We start from the raw sequence: 19,801 nt of genomic DNA, 5'->3' as shown, positions 1-19,801 counted from the left end.
GGGCGGGCGGGCGGGCGGGCGGGCGACGTAGAGTGCGGGCATGGCCCCCAACATCGCCACGAACACCGCGGTATCGCGGGAAGAGCTGCTCGACTTCGTACGCCCCAGGCACCGGGCGATCCTCCTCACCACCCGTGCGGACGGCCGCCCGCAGGGGTCGCCGCTCACGTGCGGCGTGGACGACGCCGGGCGCATCGTCGTCTCGACCTACCCCGAACGGGCCAAGACGCGCAACGCGCGGCGGGATGCCCGGGTCAGCGTCATCGTCCTGTCGGACGAGTGGGACGGGCCGTGGGTCCAGGTCGACGGCACCGCGGAAGTCATCGACGCCCCGGAGTCCGTCGAGCCGTTGGTCGAGTACTTCCGCAACATCAGCGGGGAGCACCCGGACTGGGCGGAATATCGCGAAGCGATGCTCCGCCAGGGCAAGTCGCTCATCCGGGTGACCCCGGAGCGGTGGGGTCCCCTCGCCACGGGGGGCTTCCCCGCGAGGTTGGCGTAGCCTCGCGCCTGTCCTGCCCCTTGCGGTGCGTTGCCTGCCTGCGGCCGCGTCGTGGCTTGTCGCGCAGTTCCCCGCGCCCCTCGGTGGTTGCCCCCTTGCGGTACGTCCCCTGCTGCGGCCGCGCGGTGGCTCGTCGCGCAGTTCTCCCCCAGGGCTTCGCCTGGGGGTGCCCCCACGCGCCTGTCTCGGCCTGCGTCCTCCTACGCGGCAGGACGGGCTGCCACGTGGGGGGCTCGGGAAGTACTCCCGAGCCCCTGGGGGGTTGTTACGACAGGTCGTAGACGGTGGTCGAGCCGACGGTCTTGGCCTTGTACGTGGACTCGACCCAGGAGGTGATCTGGGAGGCGGTGCCTGAGCCGCCCATGCCTCCCCTTCCGCCGCCCATGCCTCCGGCGCCCGAGGCGATGAAGTAGTGGATGCGGCCGTCGGCGACGTACTGCTTGAACTGGGCGAGCGTCGGTGACGGATCGCTGCCGTTGAAGCCGCCGATGGACATGACCGGCTCGCCGCTGGCCAGCTGGTAGCTGGCCTGGTTCTGGGAGCCGATCGCGGCGGCGGCCCAGGTGTAGTGGCCGGCGTCGGCCTTGAGCAGGGACGTCATCGCCGAGCTGACCTGCGTACCGTTGAGCAGCCCGCCCATACCGCCGCCGCCGGCGGCACCGGCACCGGCACCGCCCCGGGCGCCCGGGAAGCCGCCCTGGGCCTGGCCCTGGCCCGGCGCCTGCGTGACGCCGCCACCGCCCCCGGCGGCACCCGGGAACGTACCGGTGGGCGGCCCACCGTTGCCGCCGCCGGGGAAGCCGCCGCGGCCACCGCCGCCGGGGAAGCCGCCGCGGCCACCGCCGCCGGGGAAGCCGCCGCCGCCCGCCGCCGCGGGCCCGGCCGTGACGATGGAGCCCTGGTGCGGGGTGGCCACCGTGTCGAGGGTGTAGGCGACGGGGCCGCCGAGGGACGCAGCGAGGCCGACGACGGCCGCCGTGCGGGCCAGCGCGGCCACCCGTACGTAGGGCGCCGCCAGCAGGGCCACGGCGGCGAGGATGCCGGCGATCAGGACGGCGTAGCGCAGCCAGGGGTGCCAGGACGGGGAGCGGTCGAGGAGGACGTAGGAGACCGCCCCGGTGCCGGCGACGGTGGCGGCGAGGATCGCCGCGCCGAGAAGGGTGGCGCGGCGGCGCCAGAGCAGCACGGCGCCCATGCCGGTGACCGCCGCGATGTACGGCGCCAGCGCGATGTTGTAGTACTGGTGGAAGATCCCGGACATGAAGCTGAACGTCACGAACGTGCTGAGCAGCGCGCCGCCCCAGAGCAGGAACGCGACGCGTTCGAGGTCGGTGCGCGGCGCCCGGCGGGTGAACCACAGCCCGGCCAGCAGCAGGGCGAACGCGGCCGGCAGCAGCCAGGCGATCTGCCCGCCCATCTCGGAGTTGAAGAGCCGGCCGATGCCGGTCGCGCCCCACATGCCGCCTCCGCCGGGGCCTCCCCCGCCGCCGACGCTGCCGGTCTCGTTGCCGGTGATGCGGCCGAAGCCGTTGTAGCCGAAGGTCAGGCCGAGGAAGCTGTTGTCCTGCGAACCGCCGATGTAGGGGCGCGAAGACGCGGGCCACAGCTCGACGATGGCCACCCACCACCCGCCGGCCAGCAGCATCGCGCCACCGGCGTAGAGGAGTTGGAGCAGGCGGCGGCGCAGCCGGGTGGGGGCGCAGACCGCGTAGACGACCGCGAGGGCCGGGACGATCAGCCAGGCCTGCAGGGTCTTGGTGAGGAAGGCCAGGCCGAGCAGGCCGCCCGCGATCAGCAGCCACTTGGTGCGGGCGTCCTCCAGGGCGCGCTGCACGCTGTAGATCGTCCCCACCATGAGCAACGCCAGCAGCGCGTCAGGGTTGTTGAAGCGGAACATCAGCGCGGCGACCGGTGTCACCGCGAGGACCGCACCGGCGACGATCCCGGCGGCGGCGCCGAAGCGGCGGCGTACGGCCGCGTACAGCAGTGCCACCGTGCCGACGCCCATCAGCGCCTCGGGCACCAGGATCTGCCAGGAGCCGAGGCCGAACAGCCGTACCGACAGCGCCATCGGCCACAGCGCGGCCGGGGGCTTGTCGACCGTGATGGAGTTGGCGGCGTCGGAGGAGCCGAAGAAGAAGGCCTTCCAGCTCTCGCTGCCGGCCTGGACCGCGGCGGAGTAGAAGGAGTTGGCGTAGCCGGACGCGCCGAGGTCGTAGAGGTAGAGGACCAGCGTGCCGAGCAGCAGGGCCAGCAGAGCCGGCCGCGCCCAGGCGGGGTCGTCGGGGCGGCCGCGCCAGGTGCGCCGCCCGATCGACATGGGGGCGGCGGGGGCGGCCGCCGGATGGGTCAGCGCGGTCATCGCGCACTCCTGTCGGACGTGGGGGAGGGCTCGGGGGACTGTTCAGGGGAGGGCTCGGGGGAGGGCTCGGGGAAGACCCAGGCCCGGAAGAGCAGGAAGCGCAGCACGGTGGCCGCCAGGTTGGCCGCGACCAGCACCGCCAGCTCGCTGCCGTGCGAGGGCGCGGCGGTCGCGGTGTGCAGCGCCGCGAGCGAACCGCTGGTCAGGGCGAGGCCGATGGCGAAGACCACCAGGCCCTGCGCCTGGTGGCGCATCGCGCGGTCCCGGCCGCGCACCCCGAAGGTGAGCCGCCGGTTGGCCGCGGTGTTGCCCAGCGCGGACAGCAGCAGGGCCAGCGCGTTGGCGACCTGGGAGCCGGTGCCGGCCCGGAAGAGCGAGAAGAGCGCGAGGTAGACCAGGGTGCTCAGCACGCCGATGACGCAGAAGCCGACGAGCTGGCGGGCGAGTCCCGCGGGCACACCGGACAGTTCGCGGTCGCGCGGGTCGTCGCCGAACGGGCGGCGCAGCCGGTCGAGCGCCAACTGGCCGGTGGCCAGGGCCCGTCCGACCCGCCAGACACCCCGCAGGTCGTCGCTCGCGGTACGCACCAGGTCGACGCTGCTGTCCGGGTCGTCGACCCAGTCCACCGGCACCTCGTGGATGCGCAGGCCGGCGCGTTCGGCGAGGACCAGCATCTCGGTGTCGAAGAACCAGCCGGTGTCCTCGACCATCGGCAGCAGCCGCTGCGCCACGTCGCCGCGGATCGCCTTGAATCCGCACTGGGCGTCGGAGAAGCGGGCGGCGAGCGAGCCGCGCAGGATGAGGTTGTAGGCCCGCGAGATGAACTCGCGCTTCGCGCCGCGCACCACCCGCGAGGAGCGGGCGAGGCGCGAGCCGATCGCCAGGTCGGAGTGGCCGGAGATGAGCGGCGCGACCAGCGGCAGCAGCGCGTTGAGGTCGGTGGACAAGTCCACGTCCATGTAGGCCAGTACGGGCGCCTCGGAGGCGGTCCAGACCGTGCGCAGGGCGCGTCCGCGGCCCTTCTGCTCCAGCCGGACGGAGACCACCTCGGGCAGCTCGTCGGCCAGCGACTTGGCGACGGCCGGGGTCAGGTCGGTACTGGCGTTGTCCGCGACGGTGATGCGGAAGGGGTACGGGAAGGTGCCCGACAGGTGTGCGTGCAGGCGGCGGACGCAAGTGCCCAGGTCGTCCTCCTCGTTGTACACGGGAATGACGACGTCCAGCACCGGGGTGCCGGCGGTGGGCCCTGCGTCCGTGACCGGCAGGTGCTGCCGGGCGGGCAGATTGCCGAGTGGGGTTCGCATACCTCGACACTCGGCAACTGCCCTGTCATGACGTTGTGCTGAGGCTGGGGAGGGCCTGTGAGTGTGCCGAGGGCAGTGTGACGGTGAAGACGGTGCGCCCCGGCCGGCTGGCCAGCCCGACGGTGCCGCCGTGCGCGGCCACCACGGACTGCACGATCGCCAGGCCCAGGCCCGTGCTGCCGCTGGACGCGGCGCCCGCGGGTGCGCTGCGGGTGCGGGAGGCGTCGCCGCGGGCGAAGCGCTCGAAGACCACCGGCTGCAGCTCGGCGGGGATGCCGGGCCCGTCGTCCTCGACCTGGAGCCGTACGCCCCCCGCCGGGTCCGCGGCGACCCGGGCGGTGACGGTGGTGCCGGCCGGGGTGTGCGTACGGGCGTTGGCCAGCAGGTTGGTCAGCACCTGGTGCAGGCGCTGCGGGTCGCCGTGCACGACGGCCGGGTCGTCCGGCAGGTCGAGCCGCCACACGTGCGCGCCGCCGGCCGCGCGCGCGTCGCTGACCGCGTCGACGACCAGCGGCGACAGGTCGGTCGGCACGGGGGACAGGGGGCGGCCCGCGTCGAGGCGGGCGAGCAGCAGCAGGTCCTCGACCAGGGTGGTCATCCTGGCGGCCTCGGACTCGATACGGCCCAGGGCGTGCCGGGTGTCGGTGCCGATGAACTCGTGCCCCCGGCGGGTGAGTTCGGCGTACCCGCGGATCGAGGCGAGCGGGGTGCGCAGCTCGTGGCTGGCGTCGGCGACGAACCGCCTGACCCGGGTCTCGCTCTCCTGCCGGGCGTGCAGCGCCGAACTCACGTGCCCCAGCATGCGGTTGAGCGCGGCGCCGACCTGGCCGACCTCGGTACGCGGGTCGGTGTCAGCGTCGGCGACCCGCTCGTGCAGAGCCACCTCGCCGCTGTGCAGGGGCAGTTCGGACACGCGGGTGGCGGTCGCGGCGACCCGGCGCAAGGGGTGCAGGGAGATCCGGATCAGCGCGGTGCCGGCGAGTCCGGCGGCGACCAGGCCGGCGGCCGACACCGACACCTCGACCCACATCAGGGTCGACAGGGTGTCCTCGGTGCCCTTCGTGGACAGCCCGACCAGCACGGTGCTGCCCTCGGGGGAGGGTCGCGCGGCCTCCACCCGGTAGCCGCCGAGGCCCGGCACGTCGAGGGTGTGCGCGCTGCCGTCCGAGGGGACGTGCGCGAAGGCGGCGGCCTGCGCGGCGCTGAGCGGGTCGGCGACCAGGCCGCCGGAGCCGGTGGACCCGGTGGCGCTGACCGCGGCCTGCGAGACGTGGCCGGACGCGGTGACGACGGCGCCGACGGTCTCGCCGGGCTGGCCGCCGCCGATCAGGAAGGCCAGCGGCAGGCCCTCGGGCCGGGCTGTTCGGGCGCCGCCGTCGCCGAGCCCGTCGGGGCCGCCGTGCGGGCCGGCCGCGCGGACCGCCAGGTCGTTCACCTTGCCGTCGAGCTGGCTGTAGAGGAAGTCGTGCAGCGCGAAGATGGTGACCGCGCCGATCACCGTGCAGACCACCGCGACGAGGGCCACGCAGGACGCGACGAGCCGGCGGCGCAGCGACCAGGTGCCCCGCCTGCGTCCGCCGCGGCCCCGCCGCCTGCGTGGCAGCGTCACGCCGGCTCCCCCGGCTTGATCAGATAGCCCGCGCCGCGCCGGGTGTGGATCATCGGCGGACGCCCGACGTCGATCTTGCGGCGGAGGTAGGAGATGTACAGCTCCACAACGTTGGCCTGGCCGCCGAAGTCGTAGGACCACACGCGGTCCAGGATCTGGGCCTTGCTCAGCACCCGGCGCGGGTTGCGCATCAGGTAGCGCAGCAGCTCGAACTCGGTCGCGGTCAGGTGGATGTTGTGGCCGCCGCGGCTGACCTCGTGGCTGTCCTCGTTCAGGACCAGGTCGCCGACGGTCAGCAGCGACTCGTTGCGTACGGCGGCGGCGCCGGAGCGGCGCAGCAGGCCGCGCAGCCGGGCGACGACCTCCTCCAGGCTGAACGGCTTGGTGACGTAGTCGTCGCCGCCCGCCGTCAGGCCGGCGATACGGTCCTCGACGGCGTCCTTCGCGGTGAGGAACAGCACCGGCACGTCAGGGGTCTCGCGGCGCAGCCTGGCCAGCACCTCCAGGCCGTCCATGTCGGGCAGCATCACGTCGAGCACGACCGCGTCGGGCCGCGACTCCCGGGCGGCACGCAGCGCGCCGGCGCCGTCGCCTTCGGTGCGCACCTGCCAGCCCTCGTAGCGCAGCGCCATCGACAGCAGGTCGGCGAGGGGTGTCTCGTCGTCCACGACGAGCACGCGCACCGGCGAGCCGTCGGGACGTGCCAGGTCAGCGGCGGGCGCGGTGCCCGCGACGTGCTTCGCGGCGGGGTGGGCCCCGGCGGGTGCGAGGGGTGTCGTCGTCATGCGCACCAGCCTGTGCGCGCGCTATGAGAGCAGTCTTGGCCGTTTCTGTGAATCGTCTGAGAAAGCGCGCCACTCGGCTGTCGGTGAGCGCCCCCAGCACCGGCGCGCCAAGGCCCGCGCGCAGGCCGCCGGGCTCGCGGTAGTGCAGCCCGCTCATGCCCAGCGCCCGGGCCGCGTCGGCGTTCTCCCGCGAGTCGTCCACCAACAGGCAGCGCTCCGCGCCGTGGTCCCCTCCGCCGGCCGCCTCAGGCCGTCGGCGCCGCCATGGTGTCGAGCACCTCGTCCAGCGGGGTCGCGGTCACGCCCAGCTTCTCGACGGTCGGCGTCGCGTCGAGCAGCAGCGGGCGGTCCAGCAGGTAGAGCACCTCGGGGAATTCGGCGGTGATCGAGTCGGCGCGGGCCGCCGCGGCGAGCTGTGCCGCCGTCATCCGGACGAGCTGCGGCGCGGGGGCGCCGGCCCGGGCGGCGAGCCGCGCCGCGAGGTCGCGCACCGGCAGGTCGGAGGTGGGCGGTACGTGCCAGGCCCGACCCCAGGAGTCCTCGTGCCGGGCCGCCGCCACCAGCGTGCGGGCCACGTCGCCGGCGTAGCACCAGCTGTGCGGGGCGTCGAGGTCGCCGGGGTAGGCGGCGGGCCTTCCGGCGAGCACCTGGTCGCCGACCAGGATCGTGAAGGGGGAGTAGGCGCCGCCGCCGATGAAGTCGCTGGCCCGCACCTCGGTGACGCGCGCCCGCCCCGCCTCGTACGACGCCAGCGCGTCCTGCCACATGCGGGCCCTGACCTCGCCCTTGACGCTGTTCGGCGCGAGCGGCAGGTCGTCGGTGTACGGCCCGTCCACCGGGCCGTAGCCGTAGAGGTTGCCGAGCATCACGTACCCGGCGCCTGTCGCCTCCGCCGCGCCGAGCAACGAGGCCGCCAGCGGCGGGAATTCGGCCGGCCAGCGGTCGTACGGCGGCATCGCGCAGTTGATCAGCACGTCCGCGCCGGCGGCCAGGGCGGTGAGCCGTACGGGGTCGCTCGCGTCGGCGGCGACGCGTTCGATACGAGGGTGCTCGGGGCCTGAGCCGCTGCGGGTGACCAGCAGGACCCGGTCGCCGGACTCGGCGAGCAGGACGGCGACGGCCGAGCCGGTGGCGCCGGCTCCGACCACGACAGCGGTGTTGACGTGCTGCGACACGGGTTTCGCTCCTTATCGGCGGGTGTTCCGCCCTCAACCCTGCGCGCCGGGCCGCCGGTAGGGTAGTGGCCCGGATGCCAAACCTACGGAGGTTCGGGCCATGTCCGCTGCCGCCCCTCAAGGACCCGCTCCCCAGGAGTCCGCCCCGATCCGGGTCGCCGTCATCGCGGTACCGCCGGTCACCGCCTTCGACCTGACGATCCCCGACCTGGTGCTCGGCGAGCTGACCGTACGCGGCAGGCCCGGCTACGACGTGCGGGTCTGCACGGCGAACCCCGGTCGGCTGCTCACCGCGGGCGGCGGCCTGGAGATCGCCGTACCGCACGGCCTGGACGCCGCCGCCGGCGCCGACACGGTGATCGTCACCGGCACCGGTGCCCGCGACGACGTCGACCCCCGGGTGCTCGACCTGCTGCGCGCCGCGCACGCGGCGGGGCGGCGGGTCGTGTCGATCTGCACCGGCGCCTTCGTGCTGGCCGAGGCGGGCCTGCTCGACGGCCGTCCCGCGACCACCTACTGGGCGAAGTCAGCCGAGTTCAGCGCCCGTTACCCCCGGGTGGAGCTGCGGCCCGGGGTGCTCTACGTCGACGACGGCAGCATCCTGACCTCGGCCGGGCTGTCGGCCGGGATCGACCTGTGCCTGCACCTGATCCGCAAGGACCACGGCGCCGCGACGGCGAACTCCACCGCGCGGATGGTGGTGGCCGCGCCCGTACGCCCCGGTGGGCAGGCGCAGTTCATCGACACCCCGCTGCCGCCGGAGAACGGCACCTCGCTCGCCCCGACCCGCGCCTGGGCGCTGACCCGCCTCGACCAGCCTCTCACCCGCGCCGACCTGGCCGCCCACGCCCGCACCAGCGTGCGGACGCTGACCCGCCGCTTCCACGCCGAGACCGGCCTGAGCCCGCTGCAGTGGCTGCTGCACCAGCGCGTCAACCGCGCGCAGGAGCTGCTGGAGACCACCGACCTGCCGATACCCCGGGTGGCCGACCTCAGCGGCCTGTCGACACCCGACTCGCTGCGCCACCACCTCGCGCGCCGCACCGGCCTGGCCCCCTCCGCCTACCGCACGGCCTGGCACCGGCCACCGGCGGCGCCCGAAGGCGTCACCGGCTGACGCCTCCCGGGAGCGTCACCGGCTGACCCGGCGCGAAGGCGTCACCGGCCGGCCCCGTCCGGGGTGTCACCGGGTGGCCCTGCCCAGCCGGCGGTAGAAGGCGATGCGCTCCGGGTCGGGCGCGATGCCGTAGGCGTCGTAGTACGCCTCCTCCCACGCGGAGCCGTAGTTGACGCCCACGCTCCACGCGCCGACCGCGAGATCGGCCCAGCGGTCGGCGACTCCGAGGGCGCCGAGGTCGACGTGCGCGGACCAGGAACCGTCCTCAGCCAGCAAGGTGTTGGGGGAGCACGCGTCACCGTGGCAGACGACGAGCCGGTCGACGGGCGGCGGGGGCATGGAGGGGACCGGTTCTCCCTCGGCGCGGGCCTCGGCCACGCGGCGCTCCACGGACCACTCGAACGGGCAGTCCTCGACCGGCAGCCGGTCGTGCAGCGCGCGCAGGCCCTTGCCCAGCGCCCGCACCGTCGTCTTCGGGTCCGCCCTCCAGCGCGCGCTGACCGCGCTGTCCCCCGGCAGCCCCACCGTGACGAGCCACTCGCCGCGGCCGGCGCCCTCCAGCCCGTGGTCCACCACCCGCGGCACCGGTGTGAAGTCCGCGGCCCAGCGCAGCCGCGCCGCCTCCGCGCCGAGGTCGAGACCGGATCCCGCGGGCGCCCACTTGGCGAAGAGCCGGCCCCCGCCCTGGCCCAGCTGGAAGGTCACGCCGCCCGATCTGTTGACCCACACCGGCAGCACCGGCCGCCCGCCCGCGAAGGCGGCGATCGGCGCGGGCACCGGCACGTCGCCCTGCGGCGGTCCCGAGTAGTCCATCCGCGCATGCTCCCCCGCCCCGGCCTGCCGCGGCGACCCGTTTTCCCGCCCGGCGGCCGCGCGGCGCCTACGCGCCGCCGACCAGGTCGATCCGCCAGTCGTGCGACGTCATCCAGCTCCCCTTCGGATACTCGAACGCGACCTCCCCCAGCAGCTCGAACCCCGCCCTGCGGCACACCGCGTTCGACGCGGCGTGGTCGGCGCCGGGAAACGCGTGCAGATACCGGTGCGTCCCCGCCTCACGCGCCGCCACCGCCACCGCCCTGGCGGCCGCCACCGCGAGCCCCCGCCCCTGGAACTCCGGCAGCACCCCCCAGCCGGTCTCCCACACCGTCCCGCCCCGCCACTCTCGCTCCCAATACCCGATGGAGCCCGCCGTCTCCCCGCTCCCCGCGACCACGACCCGGAACATCTCCCCTGCCGCCAACTCCAGATACCGCTGGTGCCGCCGCTCCAGCTGCTCCGGGCTCTCCGGCCCCCCGAGGTGCTCCGTCATCTCGGGCGCATTGACCCGCTCCAGCAGCCAGAAGTCCCCCTTCCCCCACCTGACCAGCTCCACCGCCGCCGCGCGCACACCGTCCATACCGGCCACCGTAGAGCGGGGGTACGACACTCGCCCCGGCTGCCGCGCCCCGGCTCCGTCACGCCACCGTCACCCCACCGTCACCCCACCGTCGCCCACCCGCCGACCCGCACCGACAGGTCCGGCTCCGCGACCGCCGTGACCGCGGAGGGCACGCCCAGCGCGTCACCCATCTCGACGGTGACACCGGCCACGCCCCGCCCGGTGAGCCAGGCGGCCAGGCAGGCCGTGCTGTTGGCGTTCGCGATGTCCTCGGGCACGCCGATGGACGGCGCGAACATCCGGGCCGCGAGACGCCCGCCCTCCGCCGGCGGCGTGAACGCGTAGCAGCCCAGCAGGCCGAGCCGGTCGCAGACGGCGCGCAGCCGCGCCTGGTCGGGGTCGAGCGCGCGCAGGACGTCGCGGTCCGCCACCGGCAGCAGTATCCGCGGCCGCCCGAGCGAGGCGATCTGCGCGCCGTCCGGGAAGCCCTCCCGCGTATGGCCGAGGGCCTCGCGCACGAGCCCGGCCTCGTCCTCCCCCGCGGCCCGCAACTCCACTCGCCCGGTGCGGAATTCGGCCAGGTAGGCGCCGCCGTCCCGTACCGCGCGCCCGCCGAAGGACCGGCCGCCGACCCGCAGCGCGACCTCGTACGGCCGCCGCGCCCCGCCGCCCGCACGCTCGGCCAGATACGCCAGCGCCGCCACCGTCCCGTGCCCGCACGCCGGCAATTCGCCCTCGGCGGTGAAGAACCGCAGCGCCGCGCCCCCGCCGTCCACGGAGCCCTCGGCCCCCTCGGCCACGAAGACCGCGTGCGAGGCCCCGGACCGCCGGGCCACCGCCGCCCGCTCCTCGTCGCTCAGCCCCGACTCGGCGAGGACCGCGGTCGGACTGCCGCCGCGCCCGTCCCGCCGGCACGCGTGGACCATCGTGACGAGCGGCTCGCGCATTCCCATGCCGGGAGCGTAAACGCCCCTCACACGGTGGCGCCGGCGAGCAGCCGCATGACCTCGCCTGGCGACTGAACGCCCCTCACGCGGTCGCACTCGCGAGCAGCCGCATGACCTGCTCGGCCGTCCAGTGCCCCAAGGCGCCCGGCCGCGTGGCGAGATAGCGGGCGATCGCGTCCGCCTCCCACCCGCCCGCGTCGAGCAGCCCGGCGGCGATCAGCCGTACGTACGGAGCGGACGGCTTCGTCCACGCCACGTCGCCGGCCCCCCACGGCGCGGTGAAGGTCAGCACGGGTACGCCCTCCAGGTCGCCCGTGCGGACCAGCGTCTCGTAGCGTCCGGGGCCCAACTGTGCCCTGCCGTCTGCGAGCACCGCGCCGAGATCGAGGTCCGCCCCGGGCAGCCGGTGCATCTCCTGCGCGGCGATGTCGGAGAACTGCCCCACGGTCACCAGATACGCCCGCGCCCACACCGTGCCGTCCGCGTCCGGGTCGTAGAAGGCCCGGCCGCCCAGCCACACCGGCGACTCGCCCGCGAAGTACACGACCCCGGGCAGCTCGACGGCCGCCGACCGCACCGGCACACGGCGGTCCCGCGCCCCCGGATACGTACGAGTCGCGCCCGGCGGGCAGCCGCCCGCCAGATAGCAGCGCAGCCGCCCCGCGTCCATGTTGGAGCCGTACGCCGCGTACCAGACCCACCCGTCGCCGACCGGCTCACTTGCCTGCATGGCGTGATCGTAGCGACACCGTCCGCGACGTCAGCGGGGCAGCGAATCGGGCCGGTCGAGCAGCGGGCGGTTGATGGTGCCGTGTCGGCAACCCGTCACCGACGTCCCGCTGTCGCCGCCGACCTGGGACAGTGGCGGTGTGCTTCTGGCCCCCGAGAAAACCCTGTTCGTCCGCGGCGCCACGCCGCTGCTCCTGCTCGCCGACGCGCCGGTCCACGACGTGCTGCCGCTGCTGGCGGCGCCCGGCGAGACGGTGCCCCTGTGCGAGGGGTGGGGCATCGCGCCCCGGCTCACCCTGTGCGTCGTGGACGGGCCAGGTGACCACGGCGTCCTCATCCCGGCGCTCGCCGCGCCCGTCCTGGACGTCACCGACGGCCCCGGGCGGATGGCCGACTGGTGCGCGGACGCGGAAGGCGCCGGCGGGGCGGTCGCCCTGTCCATGGACCGGCTGCCCGACGTGATCGACTGGTCGGCCCTGCTGGCCCCCGGCACCGCCCGCGGCGGCTTCCTGCCCGCCCTGGCCCGACCGCGGCCCGCAGACCCACGACGGAGGGACACCGCATGGCCGGGGCACTGAGCACGGCACTGCTGCTGGCACTGTGCGCGCTGCTGGCGCTGCGCCCGCCGCGGCCACGTCACAGCACGATGGGCAATCCGCAGTTCGCCCTGGGCTTCCTCGTCAACGAGCAGCCCTACCTGTACCTGTGGTGGCTGCTGCTGAGCACGTCGACGGTCCTGGCCGACCGGGACCTCGACAGCCCGGCATGGTGGCTCGTCACCTCCCTGAGCGCCTTCACCGTGCTCGAACTCGCACTGATCGCCGCCCGCGCCCGCTCCGCCCGCCCCGCGCTGTCAGCCGCACTCGAGGACGCCTTCGGACCCGGCGCGGCCCCCCGCTACACCCGGCCGCCGTGGTGGCGGATCGTCCTGCTGCCCCTCATCTCCTGGCGCCCCGACGTCCGCCGGATACGCAACCGGCGCTACGGCCCGGCCCGGCGCGGCCATCGCCTCGACGTCTACGTCTCGCGCCGGGTCCGGCGCACCGACGCGCCCGTCATGGTCTACCTGCACGGCGGCGGCTTCCGCACCGGCAGCAAGATGCTCGGCTGCCGTTCCCTGATCTACCGCCTGGCCGCTGAGGGCTGGGTCTGCGTGAGCGCCGACTACCGCCTGCTGCGCACCCCCTACGCCGAGCAGCTCGCCGACGCCCGGGCCGCCATCGGCTGGGCCCGCGCGAACGCCCCGACCTACGGTGGCAGTTCCGACACCGTCTTCCTGGTCGGCGGCTCCGCGGGCGCCCACCTGGCGGCGACCGCCGCACTCTCCGGCACCGAAGTCACCGGCGTCGTAGGGCTCTACGGCTACTACGGCGAGGCCGGCCCCGACTCCGCCTCCCCGCACGCCTGCGCCAATCCCGACGCGCCACCCTTCCTGATCGTCCACGGCGCCCTCGACACCCTGGTCCTGCGCGAGGACGCCCGCAGCTTCGCCACCCGACTCCGCGCGACCTCTCGCCGACCCGTCGCGTACGCCGAACTGCCCGGCACCCAGCACAGCTTCGACCAGTTCCCGTCCGTGCGCTTCCACGCGGTGACCGACGCCGTCCTGCGCTTCGCGCACCTCACGACGAAGCCGGCGTCGTAGCCGACAGCTAGGACTGGCTGACCATGACAGCGCACCAGCACATGACCAGGCCCAGAGCGGAGAGCCCCAGCCGCCTGCCACGGCACGACGTCCGACGCCGCCACTCCCGCCGGCTCAGCACCAGGCCGCCCACCATGAGCACACTGGCGACGACGTTCTTGACCACATGCACGGCGACCACTCGGCTCCCGTAGAGGATGACGCCCCGCATCATCCCACCGCGCGGCCCGCCCGGAGCCGCTTCCCCGGCCACCGCCGCGGCCCACTGCCACCCGCCAGGCCGGAGCCCCGATCCAGCGGTGCACTCGGCAGGACGCGAACCTGCAACTTTCCGATCCCTGGGATCAGTCGTGGTCCTTGAGGAGGGCGGCCGGCAGGCAGCCTTCCTCGCAGGTGCGGTACCAGGTCCTGTCGCGGCGACAGTCATCCGGCAGTGCGTCGAGCCCGATCATGAGATGGTCACGGCGCTCCGCCGATCGCGGAGGTGCATGGCGGCCGTACCGCGTCGCAGGGTAACCACGTCTCGTCGTGAAGAAGTACGTCCGGACGCGCGCGTCCTCTCCTGGGGCACCTACGTGCCGAGCGACCCGCGCGTGCGCTAACGCGATCGTCACGACACTCTTCCGACCCGAAGGCCACCAAGGCCACCACCGCTGCCATCGGCCCGGCAGACGGCTCGGCAGCCGTCCGAAAAGCCCTGCCGACGTCCCCGATCGTGTGCAAGTGATGCCCGACACGCCACCGAGAGCAGATTTAAAGGCCAAATGCACCTAAGGGGAGGATTATGGCATTCTACCCAAACTCCCTCACGCATTCGGAGACACTATGCGCTCTGACATCAGCACAGCACAGGACACATCAGTGCTGGCGCCCTGCCCCGGTCAAAGGGCACCGGCCGAAGTGCGGGTGGAGGAGCGGCGGTTCACCTTCGAGGGGTTCGACTACCACTGCCGCGTAGTCCACCAGGAGAGTCCTCGGACCGAGCCGCTGGTGCTCCTGGGCGGCTCCTCGCAAAACCGCTACGCGTGGCTGCGGCACCAGAAGTGGCTGGCCGCGCACGCCACGGTGATCACCGTCGACCTTCCCGGCTACGGCGAGGCGGACTTCCTCCCCGCCGTCCACGGCTTGGACTTCCTCTCCGCCAACGTGCGCCACATGTTGGAGGAGCTGGACGTATCCCGGGCCAACCTCGTGGGCAGCTGCTTCGGCGGGGCCATCGCCTTGCGCTTCGCCCAGCACCACCCGTACTACGTGGCGAAGTTGGGCCTGGTGGGAATGACCAAGGTCATCCCTGACGACTACGCCGCCGCGGTACCGCGCTGGGCACGCATGCTCGAACTCGGCGACCGTGCGCAGATCGCCGCCGAGCTCGTGCAGCGGTTCATGTCTCCCCCCGGTACCGGCCTGGTCTACAAGCACCAGGTCGTCTCCAGACTGCTGTACGGGCAGTTCATGGCGCAGTCCGAGAACGACATCATGAAGTCGCTGGAGCACAACGCCCGCCTGATGAGCCACGACTGGTACAGGGACCTACCGGTGCCCGCCGTGCCCGCCCTGGTTTTCACAGGTGAGTACGACACGCTCTGCACGCCCGCGATGGGCCGTGACGTCGCCGCCGCGCTTCCGGCTGCCGCCTTCACGACCATCAAGCACGCCGACCACCTGAGCCCGGTCGAACGGATGCCCGAGTTCTGCGCCTTGATCACCCGGTTCTGCACCGACGAGCCGTTCACTGACCTGCCGTACACCAACCCGGTCGAGTGGTTGGGCACTGCTCGGCGCCCGGAGACACAAGACAGCTTCCTCGGCACGGAGTAACCGGGGCCGCCGGGAGGGCGGGGCCGAGGGGACGGCTTCCGAGGTGGCGACGGAGCCGACGGTCCGGAGCGGCCCGTGCTTCGTACGTCGGCACCGCCCCTCGGCTGCCGGGCGCGGGGGGGGGCGGGCCGATCGGCCACGAGAACGGGTAAAGGCCGATCCCGTGGGACCGGCTGAATGAGGTGGACCCGCCATGCGGGGTCATCGGCGCGGGCGGTGTTCCGGCGCCGCGCAGGAGATCGCGAGCCCCGGGCCGACTCGGGTCCGACCCGCTGTCGGCCGGGGCTGTGGCTGACTCTTTCGCCGGCCCGGATCACCTGTGGTGGCCCGGGCCGCACTGACGGCGGCGCGGCTCAGCGCGAGATGTCAGGCGCCGTGAAGCCCTCCGGCGCCGGCGCGGTGTTGGAGCAACCCACGACAGGCCCGATCTTCGTGGTCCCCGGCAGTCCCGTCCCGGTCTGGGGTGTGTTCACCACGTCACGCCCGTCATGGGAGCATTCCTGGCTCTGCTCCAGGTGGTAGCTGCCGTCGTCGGTGGTGTAGCTCTTCTCGGTCTTGGAGACGCAGGTGACGCCTCCCTGGGCGTCGCGCGTGCAGTCCATGGGTGCTGACGCGTAGGCGTGGCCGAGGCCCACGCCGGCCATGGACAGGCCACCCAGGATCCAGGAAACGGTGACGATCTTCTTCTTGGTGAGCATGTGCCGTTCTTTCGCGGTCGGTGTCGGACTCGGACCTGACGGATTCCTTGAGGACAGGCCCCGGTGCCGGCGTGCGGCATGGATCCGGGACCCGTCCCCGTACTAACTGCGGCCGTAGTCAGCTCAGAATGCGCTGTTGGTACAACCCTGGTTCGAGCCCAGCTGCGTGGCCTGGGCACCCGGGTTGCCCTCACCGTTGAGCGCGTTGCCCAGCACGCCGTTGAGGACGCCGACCTCGCCGAGAACGTCGAGGTTCAGGTCGTGCGAGACGCACTTGGCGCTCTGCGACACCGCGATGTCCCGGCCGCCGTCGCTGGCCGAAGCGGTGCCCATGCCGATGAAGCCGATGCTGCCGAGCATGGCGGCCACGGCCGCGGCCCTGTAGAACTTGTTCACTTTTCCTCCGCTGATTGAGTGTGAGGCGATGCGCGCAGCAGTCCCGTCGAATGGATCTCCGACCATTCCGCGACTGGGTGCACGTGACGCAGGTGGTGGCGGGGGCCGCTCGCGGGCGTCCGTGTCGGTCTCCCCCGAGACCCGTAACCGGTGGTCTCAGGGGTGACCGGTCTGTCACTGCACACCCGATCGGCTTCCGCTCGCCCGCCGTACCGCCCGGGGACCCGGGCGGCACCGCAAGGGGGACGGGGACCATCGAGACGGCAGGCCGCGACGAAGCGGCCCGCCGCAGTGGTCCCCGGAGGTCAGTTACTGACCGTCAGCGCTCAGAAGGCGCTGTTGTTGCAGCCCTGGGTGGAGCCGAGGCTGGTGGCCTGGGCACCGGGGTTGCCCTCGCCGTTGAGCGCGTTGCCCAGCAGGCCGTTCAGGATGCCGACCTCGCCCAGGACGTCGACGTTCAGGTCGTGCGACTTGCACTGGGTGCTCTGCGACACCTGGAACGAGTCGCCGCCGTGCTCCCCGGCGAAGGCAGTGCCCGCGCCCGCGAAGCCGATGCTGCCGAGCATGGCCGCCACGAGGGCTACCTTCTGCATCTTGCGCATTTCATCCTCCGATTGGTGAATCCGTTGCATCTGCGACAGAGAGTCCCAGACGGGGCTAAATGTACTCAACTCAGCGCGTGTCTTCAGAAACGCCGCGCACATTAGCAACTCGGTGCGAAAGGGGCCATGTGGTCGATGCGAGCCCTTGAAACCCCACGCCGCAAGGGGTTCCGGAGCCGCCAACCCGGTGCCGAAGACGCTCCGGAAAGCAACCCGTTCAGACCATCGGAAAGCAGCATGCCCCCGGGGGCGAGAACCCCCCGGGGGCATGGCGGGCGCATCCGGCCGGTCTCTTTCTAGTCTTCGAAGGCCTTGTTGACCTGGGTGCAGGTGTCACCCGCGGTCTTGGACTCGCCGAGGACGGCGATCGGGATGTTTGCCTGGAGCACCGTCTGCGGGCTGCACTCCTGGTAGGGACGGAAGAGGTTGTTCTGCACCTCCGGCGCCGTCCGAGGAGCCTGCAGGACGGACCCGAGCGGGGGAGTCTGCGGGAGAGTGACCGTCGGCGACACCTGCGGAGAGATCTCCGTCCCCTCCGGAGCCTGCGACTGGCCCTGCGGGGGGGCAGCCGGTGCGTCCGCGAAGCTGACGCCCGCGCTGATGGCGGAGAGGCCGCCGACCGCCATGGCCACAACTGCCAGTTGCTGGAGCTTGCGCATGTTGTCTTCGATCCTTCAGTCTACGAACGGAGGTCTGTTACCTACCGTGAGTGCCTGAATGCTAACAGTAGCCTCGCCTCCGGATTCCGCGCCTTGCTCCCTGCATCGGCCGGCTCGCCCGGGGGCTCCGGCCGGCGGTTCACGGCTGAAGTGGCAGCGGCGCACCGCCTCCTGAGCTGCGGCGTCGGGCCTTTCGGCGCAGGCGGCGAACAGGCCGCGAAACAGGCCACCGCCGCCGTTGCGGTGACGTTCCCAGAAGGGGCGCCACGAGCTTTCACACCGGGGGCGCGGGCGTTGACGACGACCTGATCGCCCCTGCGGCTCGGGGAGTTGCGGGGAGCTGTCTCGTGCGCCGGATCCGGCGACTGGTACCGAGGTGCGCACTCGTCACGCCGAGCAACCGCCGACGCCCGGGCCGTCGCCTCCGCCGAACCGCCCGGCACCCAACCCAGCTTCGACCTGCGCCGTAGCCGACTGCCGCCGGGGGACGCCATCTGTACGGCGTGGCCCTGTACGCCCAGTGACGTGCCCGGGCGCTGATCAGCGGGATGCTTCCGCGAGCCGTACGCACCGATCGGCTCGGCCTTTCGACCTGGAGCGCAAGCGCTCCGGGTGACCACGACGGCCCGTCCAGGTGCTCGCCGCGAGCCGAGGACGCCGCCGTCAGACGCTGCCGCAAGGCCAAAACCAGAGGCCCCTTGGGATGATCCCAAGGGGCCTCTGACCTGCTGTGCACTCGGCAGGATTCGAACCTGCAACCTTCTGATCCGTAGCTCCAGCGGGATCGGTCAGCAGGGGTCATACAGGCCGCGCTAGGTCCGCTAAGAGGCGCTGCCGATCCTTACGGGTCGGCGAGGTTGCGGTACTTCGCTGCTGTACCGCAACCCTAGGTCCCAAACGGTGCCCTCTTCCCCGACGCTGCTGGCTAGCATCGCGTACATGGGCCGCGAACCAGATGAAGATTCAAGATCGTCAGTCGAAGCCAGCGTTAAGGCGACCACAGGCGTGATCGTTGCAGCAGTCGGGACATACAACCCCGTAGCAGGCATGGCACTTGGGGCCCTGAAGGAATACGTCGACGCCCCGATTTTGCGTCTGATTGAGGCAGAACGCGCGCGCCGCGCGGAGCGCGCAGAACACGCGCTACAGGCTGGCTCAGAGGAGGCACAGCAGTCTCTGGACAGACTTGTTCAGACGATCGAGACCAGCCCGGATCTGCTGGCCTTGATGGCGGAGACTGTTCAGGCCGCCATGGAGACGCCCCTAACAAGCAAGATCATCGCGCTTGGTCGATGCTTGGGACGAGGAGTGCGCGACGAAACAAGGGTTGATGCAGAGCGCCTACGTGTGCGCGGTCTAGCTGGCATTGAGGCACCCGAAGTCAAGCTCCTCGAAGTCCTCGACAAAGAGACCTACCCGACGCCAGAAGGCTGGATTCAGGGCCGCTGGCCCGGGTGGCGGCGGCCGGAGATCCTCATCGAGCTCCCCGGGTTCGAAAACGTTCTCGACGCCTCGATCGCTCGTCTCACAGCGGAGGGAATCGCTAGGGACGACGGTATCGGGCGATTCGGTGGGGGTGAGCACGACGCCCGAGAAATGTGGATTCTTACGGACTTCGGAAGAGATTGCCTCTCCTTGCTCCTAGCGGTGTCCCAGCCGACGGGCGCCACCCCTGAGTGAGGGCGGCGCCCGTGCTTGACGCATGTTTTGAGATCTGACCTGTTCTTTATCAGTTCGGTAGAACTGGAAGTAAAGCTTTGCCAATCCCCCTCACAGCCGAGATGTCGAGCCCTCGACCGTGCGTAGTCGATCAGGGACATCCACGGGTGTTGATGTCACCCGTGGATGTCATCAAGGGGCTAGAACTTCGAGGACGGCAGCCGAATCGACTTCAGGTGCACCATGCGCTCGTAGGTGCGCTGAGTCTCCAGGATCGTGGACGACATCCCCTGGACCATCCGCTGGTGATTCCGGAGCGCCTTCACTGCCGGGCCATTCGCGGCCTGCTGAAGCTGGCGTTGCATCTTCGCCACCGGGCTACTGACGATCCGGTCGTAGTCCCGCTGCATCTTCGC

General features: G+C 72.4%; 21 protein-coding genes. 6 read left to right on the top strand and 15 right to left on the bottom strand.

The window, feature by feature from the left end; all coding sequences use genetic code 11:
- Nucleotides 1–40 precede the first annotated feature (40 nt).
- Complete coding sequence (locus BUE44_RS11435) at nucleotides 41–502, top strand: PPOX class F420-dependent oxidoreductase (RefSeq protein WP_073496801.1); 462 nt, start codon at nucleotides 41–43, stop codon at nucleotides 500–502.
- A 265-nt stretch (nucleotides 503–767) separates the two neighbouring features.
- Here BUE44_RS11435 and BUE44_RS11430 read toward each other — a convergent pair whose 3' ends face one another.
- The 5 genes from BUE44_RS11430 to BUE44_RS11410 all read right to left on the bottom strand — a co-directional run bounded on the left by BUE44_RS11430 (nucleotide 768) and on the right by BUE44_RS11410 (nucleotide 7,737).
- Entirely contained in the window at nucleotides 768–2,864 is a 2,097-nt protein-coding gene (locus BUE44_RS11430) for an ArnT family glycosyltransferase (protein ID WP_073496799.1), read from the bottom strand.
- A complete protein-coding gene (locus BUE44_RS11425) occupies nucleotides 2,861–4,168 on the bottom strand; it encodes a glycosyltransferase (protein WP_073496796.1) in 1,308 nt (435 codons plus the stop codon). Before BUE44_RS11425 ends, BUE44_RS11430 begins: the two co-directional genes overlap by 4 nt.
- 25 nt (nucleotides 4,169–4,193) lie before the next feature.
- The gene (locus BUE44_RS11420; protein WP_073496901.1) at nucleotides 4,194–5,771 is read right to left on the bottom strand and encodes a sensor histidine kinase; all 1,578 of its coding nucleotides are present in this window, start codon (nucleotides 5,769–5,771) and stop codon (nucleotides 4,194–4,196) included.
- Nucleotides 5,772–5,773: 2 nt separating this feature from the next.
- The gene (locus BUE44_RS11415; protein WP_407640018.1) at nucleotides 5,774–6,571 is read right to left on the bottom strand and encodes a response regulator transcription factor; all 798 of its coding nucleotides are present in this window, start codon (nucleotides 6,569–6,571) and stop codon (nucleotides 5,774–5,776) included.
- A 236-nt stretch (nucleotides 6,572–6,807) separates the two neighbouring features.
- Nucleotides 6,808–7,737 (bottom strand): NAD-dependent epimerase/dehydratase family protein, encoded by a 930-nt coding sequence (locus BUE44_RS11410; RefSeq protein WP_073496792.1) that lies wholly within the window; start codon nucleotides 7,735–7,737, stop codon nucleotides 6,808–6,810.
- A 100-nt stretch (nucleotides 7,738–7,837) separates the two neighbouring features.
- Between BUE44_RS11410 and BUE44_RS11405 the strand changes: the two genes are divergently transcribed.
- Nucleotides 7,838–8,854 (top strand): GlxA family transcriptional regulator, encoded by a 1,017-nt coding sequence (locus BUE44_RS11405; RefSeq protein WP_073496789.1) that lies wholly within the window; start codon nucleotides 7,838–7,840, stop codon nucleotides 8,852–8,854.
- A gap of 66 nt (nucleotides 8,855–8,920) precedes the next feature.
- Here BUE44_RS11405 and BUE44_RS11400 read toward each other — a convergent pair whose 3' ends face one another.
- The 4 genes from BUE44_RS11400 to BUE44_RS11385 form a co-directional block, all read right to left on the bottom strand.
- The gene (locus tag BUE44_RS11400; RefSeq protein ID WP_073496787.1) at nucleotides 8,921–9,667 is read right to left on the bottom strand and encodes an aminoglycoside 3'-phosphotransferase; all 747 of its coding nucleotides are present in this window, start codon (nucleotides 9,665–9,667) and stop codon (nucleotides 8,921–8,923) included.
- Nucleotides 9,668–9,734: 67 nt separating this feature from the next.
- A complete protein-coding gene (locus tag BUE44_RS11395; protein ID WP_073496785.1) occupies nucleotides 9,735–10,250 on the bottom strand; it encodes a GNAT family N-acetyltransferase in 516 nt (171 codons plus the stop codon).
- 80 nt (nucleotides 10,251–10,330) lie between these two features.
- Nucleotides 10,331–11,185: a PhzF family phenazine biosynthesis protein gene (locus BUE44_RS11390; protein WP_235002035.1), complete on the bottom strand. Its 855-nt coding sequence runs from the start codon at nucleotides 11,183–11,185 to the stop codon at nucleotides 10,331–10,333.
- A gap of 76 nt (nucleotides 11,186–11,261) precedes the next feature.
- Nucleotides 11,262–11,909: a histone deacetylase gene (locus tag BUE44_RS11385; RefSeq protein ID WP_073496780.1), complete on the bottom strand. Its 648-nt coding sequence runs from the start codon at nucleotides 11,907–11,909 to the stop codon at nucleotides 11,262–11,264.
- Between the two features lie 139 nt (nucleotides 11,910–12,048).
- Here BUE44_RS11385 and BUE44_RS11380 point away from each other — a divergent pair, with 139 nt between their 5' ends.
- On the top strand, nucleotides 12,049–12,486 hold the full coding sequence (locus tag BUE44_RS11380; RefSeq protein ID WP_073496899.1) for a hypothetical protein: 438 nt from the start codon (nucleotides 12,049–12,051) through the stop codon (nucleotides 12,484–12,486).
- A complete protein-coding gene (locus BUE44_RS11375) occupies nucleotides 12,471–13,553 on the top strand; it encodes an alpha/beta hydrolase (protein ID WP_073496778.1) in 1,083 nt (360 codons plus the stop codon). Before BUE44_RS11380 ends, BUE44_RS11375 begins: the two co-directional genes overlap by 16 nt.
- Nucleotides 13,554–13,560: 7 nt before the next feature.
- On the opposite strand, the gene BUE44_RS37425 is transcribed toward BUE44_RS11375, so the two are convergent.
- Nucleotides 13,561–13,734, bottom strand: coding sequence for a hypothetical protein (locus BUE44_RS37425; protein ID WP_159450243.1), 174 nt, complete (start codon nucleotides 13,732–13,734; stop codon nucleotides 13,561–13,563).
- Nucleotides 13,735–14,378: 644 nt separating this feature from the next.
- Here BUE44_RS37425 and BUE44_RS11365 point away from each other — a divergent pair.
- Nucleotides 14,379–15,371, top strand: a complete 993-nt coding sequence (locus BUE44_RS11365; protein ID WP_073496774.1) for an alpha/beta fold hydrolase — start codon at nucleotides 14,379–14,381, stop codon at nucleotides 15,369–15,371.
- Between the two features lie 353 nt (nucleotides 15,372–15,724).
- Here the strand turns inward: BUE44_RS11365 and BUE44_RS11360 are convergent, their stop codons facing one another.
- The 4 genes from BUE44_RS11360 to BUE44_RS11345 form a co-directional block, all read right to left on the bottom strand.
- Nucleotides 15,725–16,069, bottom strand: a complete 345-nt coding sequence (locus BUE44_RS11360) for a hypothetical protein (RefSeq protein ID WP_073496772.1) — start codon at nucleotides 16,067–16,069, stop codon at nucleotides 15,725–15,727.
- A gap of 123 nt (nucleotides 16,070–16,192) precedes the next feature.
- Nucleotides 16,193–16,465: a hypothetical protein gene (locus BUE44_RS11355; RefSeq protein ID WP_073496770.1), complete on the bottom strand. Its 273-nt coding sequence runs from the start codon at nucleotides 16,463–16,465 to the stop codon at nucleotides 16,193–16,195.
- Between the two features lie 326 nt (nucleotides 16,466–16,791).
- The gene (locus BUE44_RS11350) at nucleotides 16,792–17,067 is read right to left on the bottom strand and encodes a hypothetical protein (RefSeq protein WP_073496768.1); all 276 of its coding nucleotides are present in this window, start codon (nucleotides 17,065–17,067) and stop codon (nucleotides 16,792–16,794) included.
- 296 nt (nucleotides 17,068–17,363) lie between these two features.
- Nucleotides 17,364–17,726 carry a hypothetical protein gene (locus BUE44_RS11345; RefSeq protein WP_073496765.1) on the bottom strand — a complete coding sequence of 121 codons (363 nt, stop codon included), beginning with the start codon at nucleotides 17,724–17,726 and terminating at the stop codon, nucleotides 17,364–17,366.
- 939 nt (nucleotides 17,727–18,665) lie between these two features.
- Between BUE44_RS11345 and BUE44_RS11340 the strand changes: the two genes are divergently transcribed.
- Nucleotides 18,666–19,406 (top strand): hypothetical protein, encoded by a 741-nt coding sequence (locus tag BUE44_RS11340; RefSeq protein WP_143172498.1) that lies wholly within the window; start codon nucleotides 18,666–18,668, stop codon nucleotides 19,404–19,406.
- A gap of 179 nt (nucleotides 19,407–19,585) precedes the next feature.
- On the opposite strand, the gene BUE44_RS37420 is transcribed toward BUE44_RS11340, so the two are convergent.
- The coding region (locus BUE44_RS37420; RefSeq protein WP_159450242.1) for a hypothetical protein at nucleotides 19,586–19,801 on the bottom strand (216 nt) is incomplete at its 5' end.

This window comes from Actinacidiphila paucisporea (genome assembly GCF_900142575.1).
GTDB classification, from domain to species: Bacteria; Actinomycetota; Actinomycetes; order Streptomycetales; family Streptomycetaceae; genus Actinacidiphila; species Actinacidiphila paucisporea.
The sequence above is the reverse complement of the archived record's forward strand: the minus strand, read 5'-3'. Positions and strand labels throughout refer to the sequence as shown.

Bases quoted from the DNA above. Each gene is read 5' to 3' on its own strand.
- BUE44_RS11435 (WP_073496801.1), top strand. From the start codon at position 41: ATGGCCCCCAACATCGCCACGAACACCGCGGTATCGCGGGAAGAGCTG.
- BUE44_RS11430 (WP_073496799.1), bottom strand. From the start codon at position 2,864: ATGACCGCGCTGACCCATCCGGCGGCCGCCCCCGCCGCCCCCATGTCG.
- BUE44_RS11425 (WP_073496796.1), bottom strand. From the start codon at position 4,168: ATGCGAACCCCACTCGGCAATCTGCCCGCCCGGCAGCACCTGCCGGTC.
- BUE44_RS11405 (WP_073496789.1), top strand. From the start codon at position 7,838: ATGTCCGCTGCCGCCCCTCAAGGACCCGCTCCCCAGGAGTCCGCCCCG.
- BUE44_RS11400 (WP_073496787.1), bottom strand. From the start codon at position 9,667: ATGGACTACTCGGGACCGCCGCAGGGCGACGTGCCGGTGCCCGCGCCG.
- BUE44_RS11395 (WP_073496785.1), bottom strand. From the start codon at position 10,250: ATGGACGGTGTGCGCGCGGCGGCGGTGGAGCTGGTCAGGTGGGGGAAG.
- BUE44_RS11390 (WP_235002035.1), bottom strand. From the start codon at position 11,185: ATGGGAATGCGCGAGCCGCTCGTCACGATGGTCCACGCGTGCCGGCGG.
- BUE44_RS11385 (WP_073496780.1), bottom strand. From the start codon at position 11,909: ATGCAGGCAAGTGAGCCGGTCGGCGACGGGTGGGTCTGGTACGCGGCG.
- BUE44_RS11375 (WP_073496778.1), top strand. From the start codon at position 12,471: ATGGCCGGGGCACTGAGCACGGCACTGCTGCTGGCACTGTGCGCGCTG.
- BUE44_RS11365 (WP_073496774.1), top strand. From the start codon at position 14,379: ATGCGCTCTGACATCAGCACAGCACAGGACACATCAGTGCTGGCGCCC.
- BUE44_RS11360 (WP_073496772.1), bottom strand. From the start codon at position 16,069: ATGCTCACCAAGAAGAAGATCGTCACCGTTTCCTGGATCCTGGGTGGC.
- BUE44_RS11350 (WP_073496768.1), bottom strand. From the start codon at position 17,067: ATGCGCAAGATGCAGAAGGTAGCCCTCGTGGCGGCCATGCTCGGCAGC.
- BUE44_RS11345 (WP_073496765.1), bottom strand. From the start codon at position 17,726: ATGCGCAAGCTCCAGCAACTGGCAGTTGTGGCCATGGCGGTCGGCGGC.
- BUE44_RS11340 (WP_143172498.1), top strand. From the start codon at position 18,666: ATGGGCCGCGAACCAGATGAAGATTCAAGATCGTCAGTCGAAGCCAGC.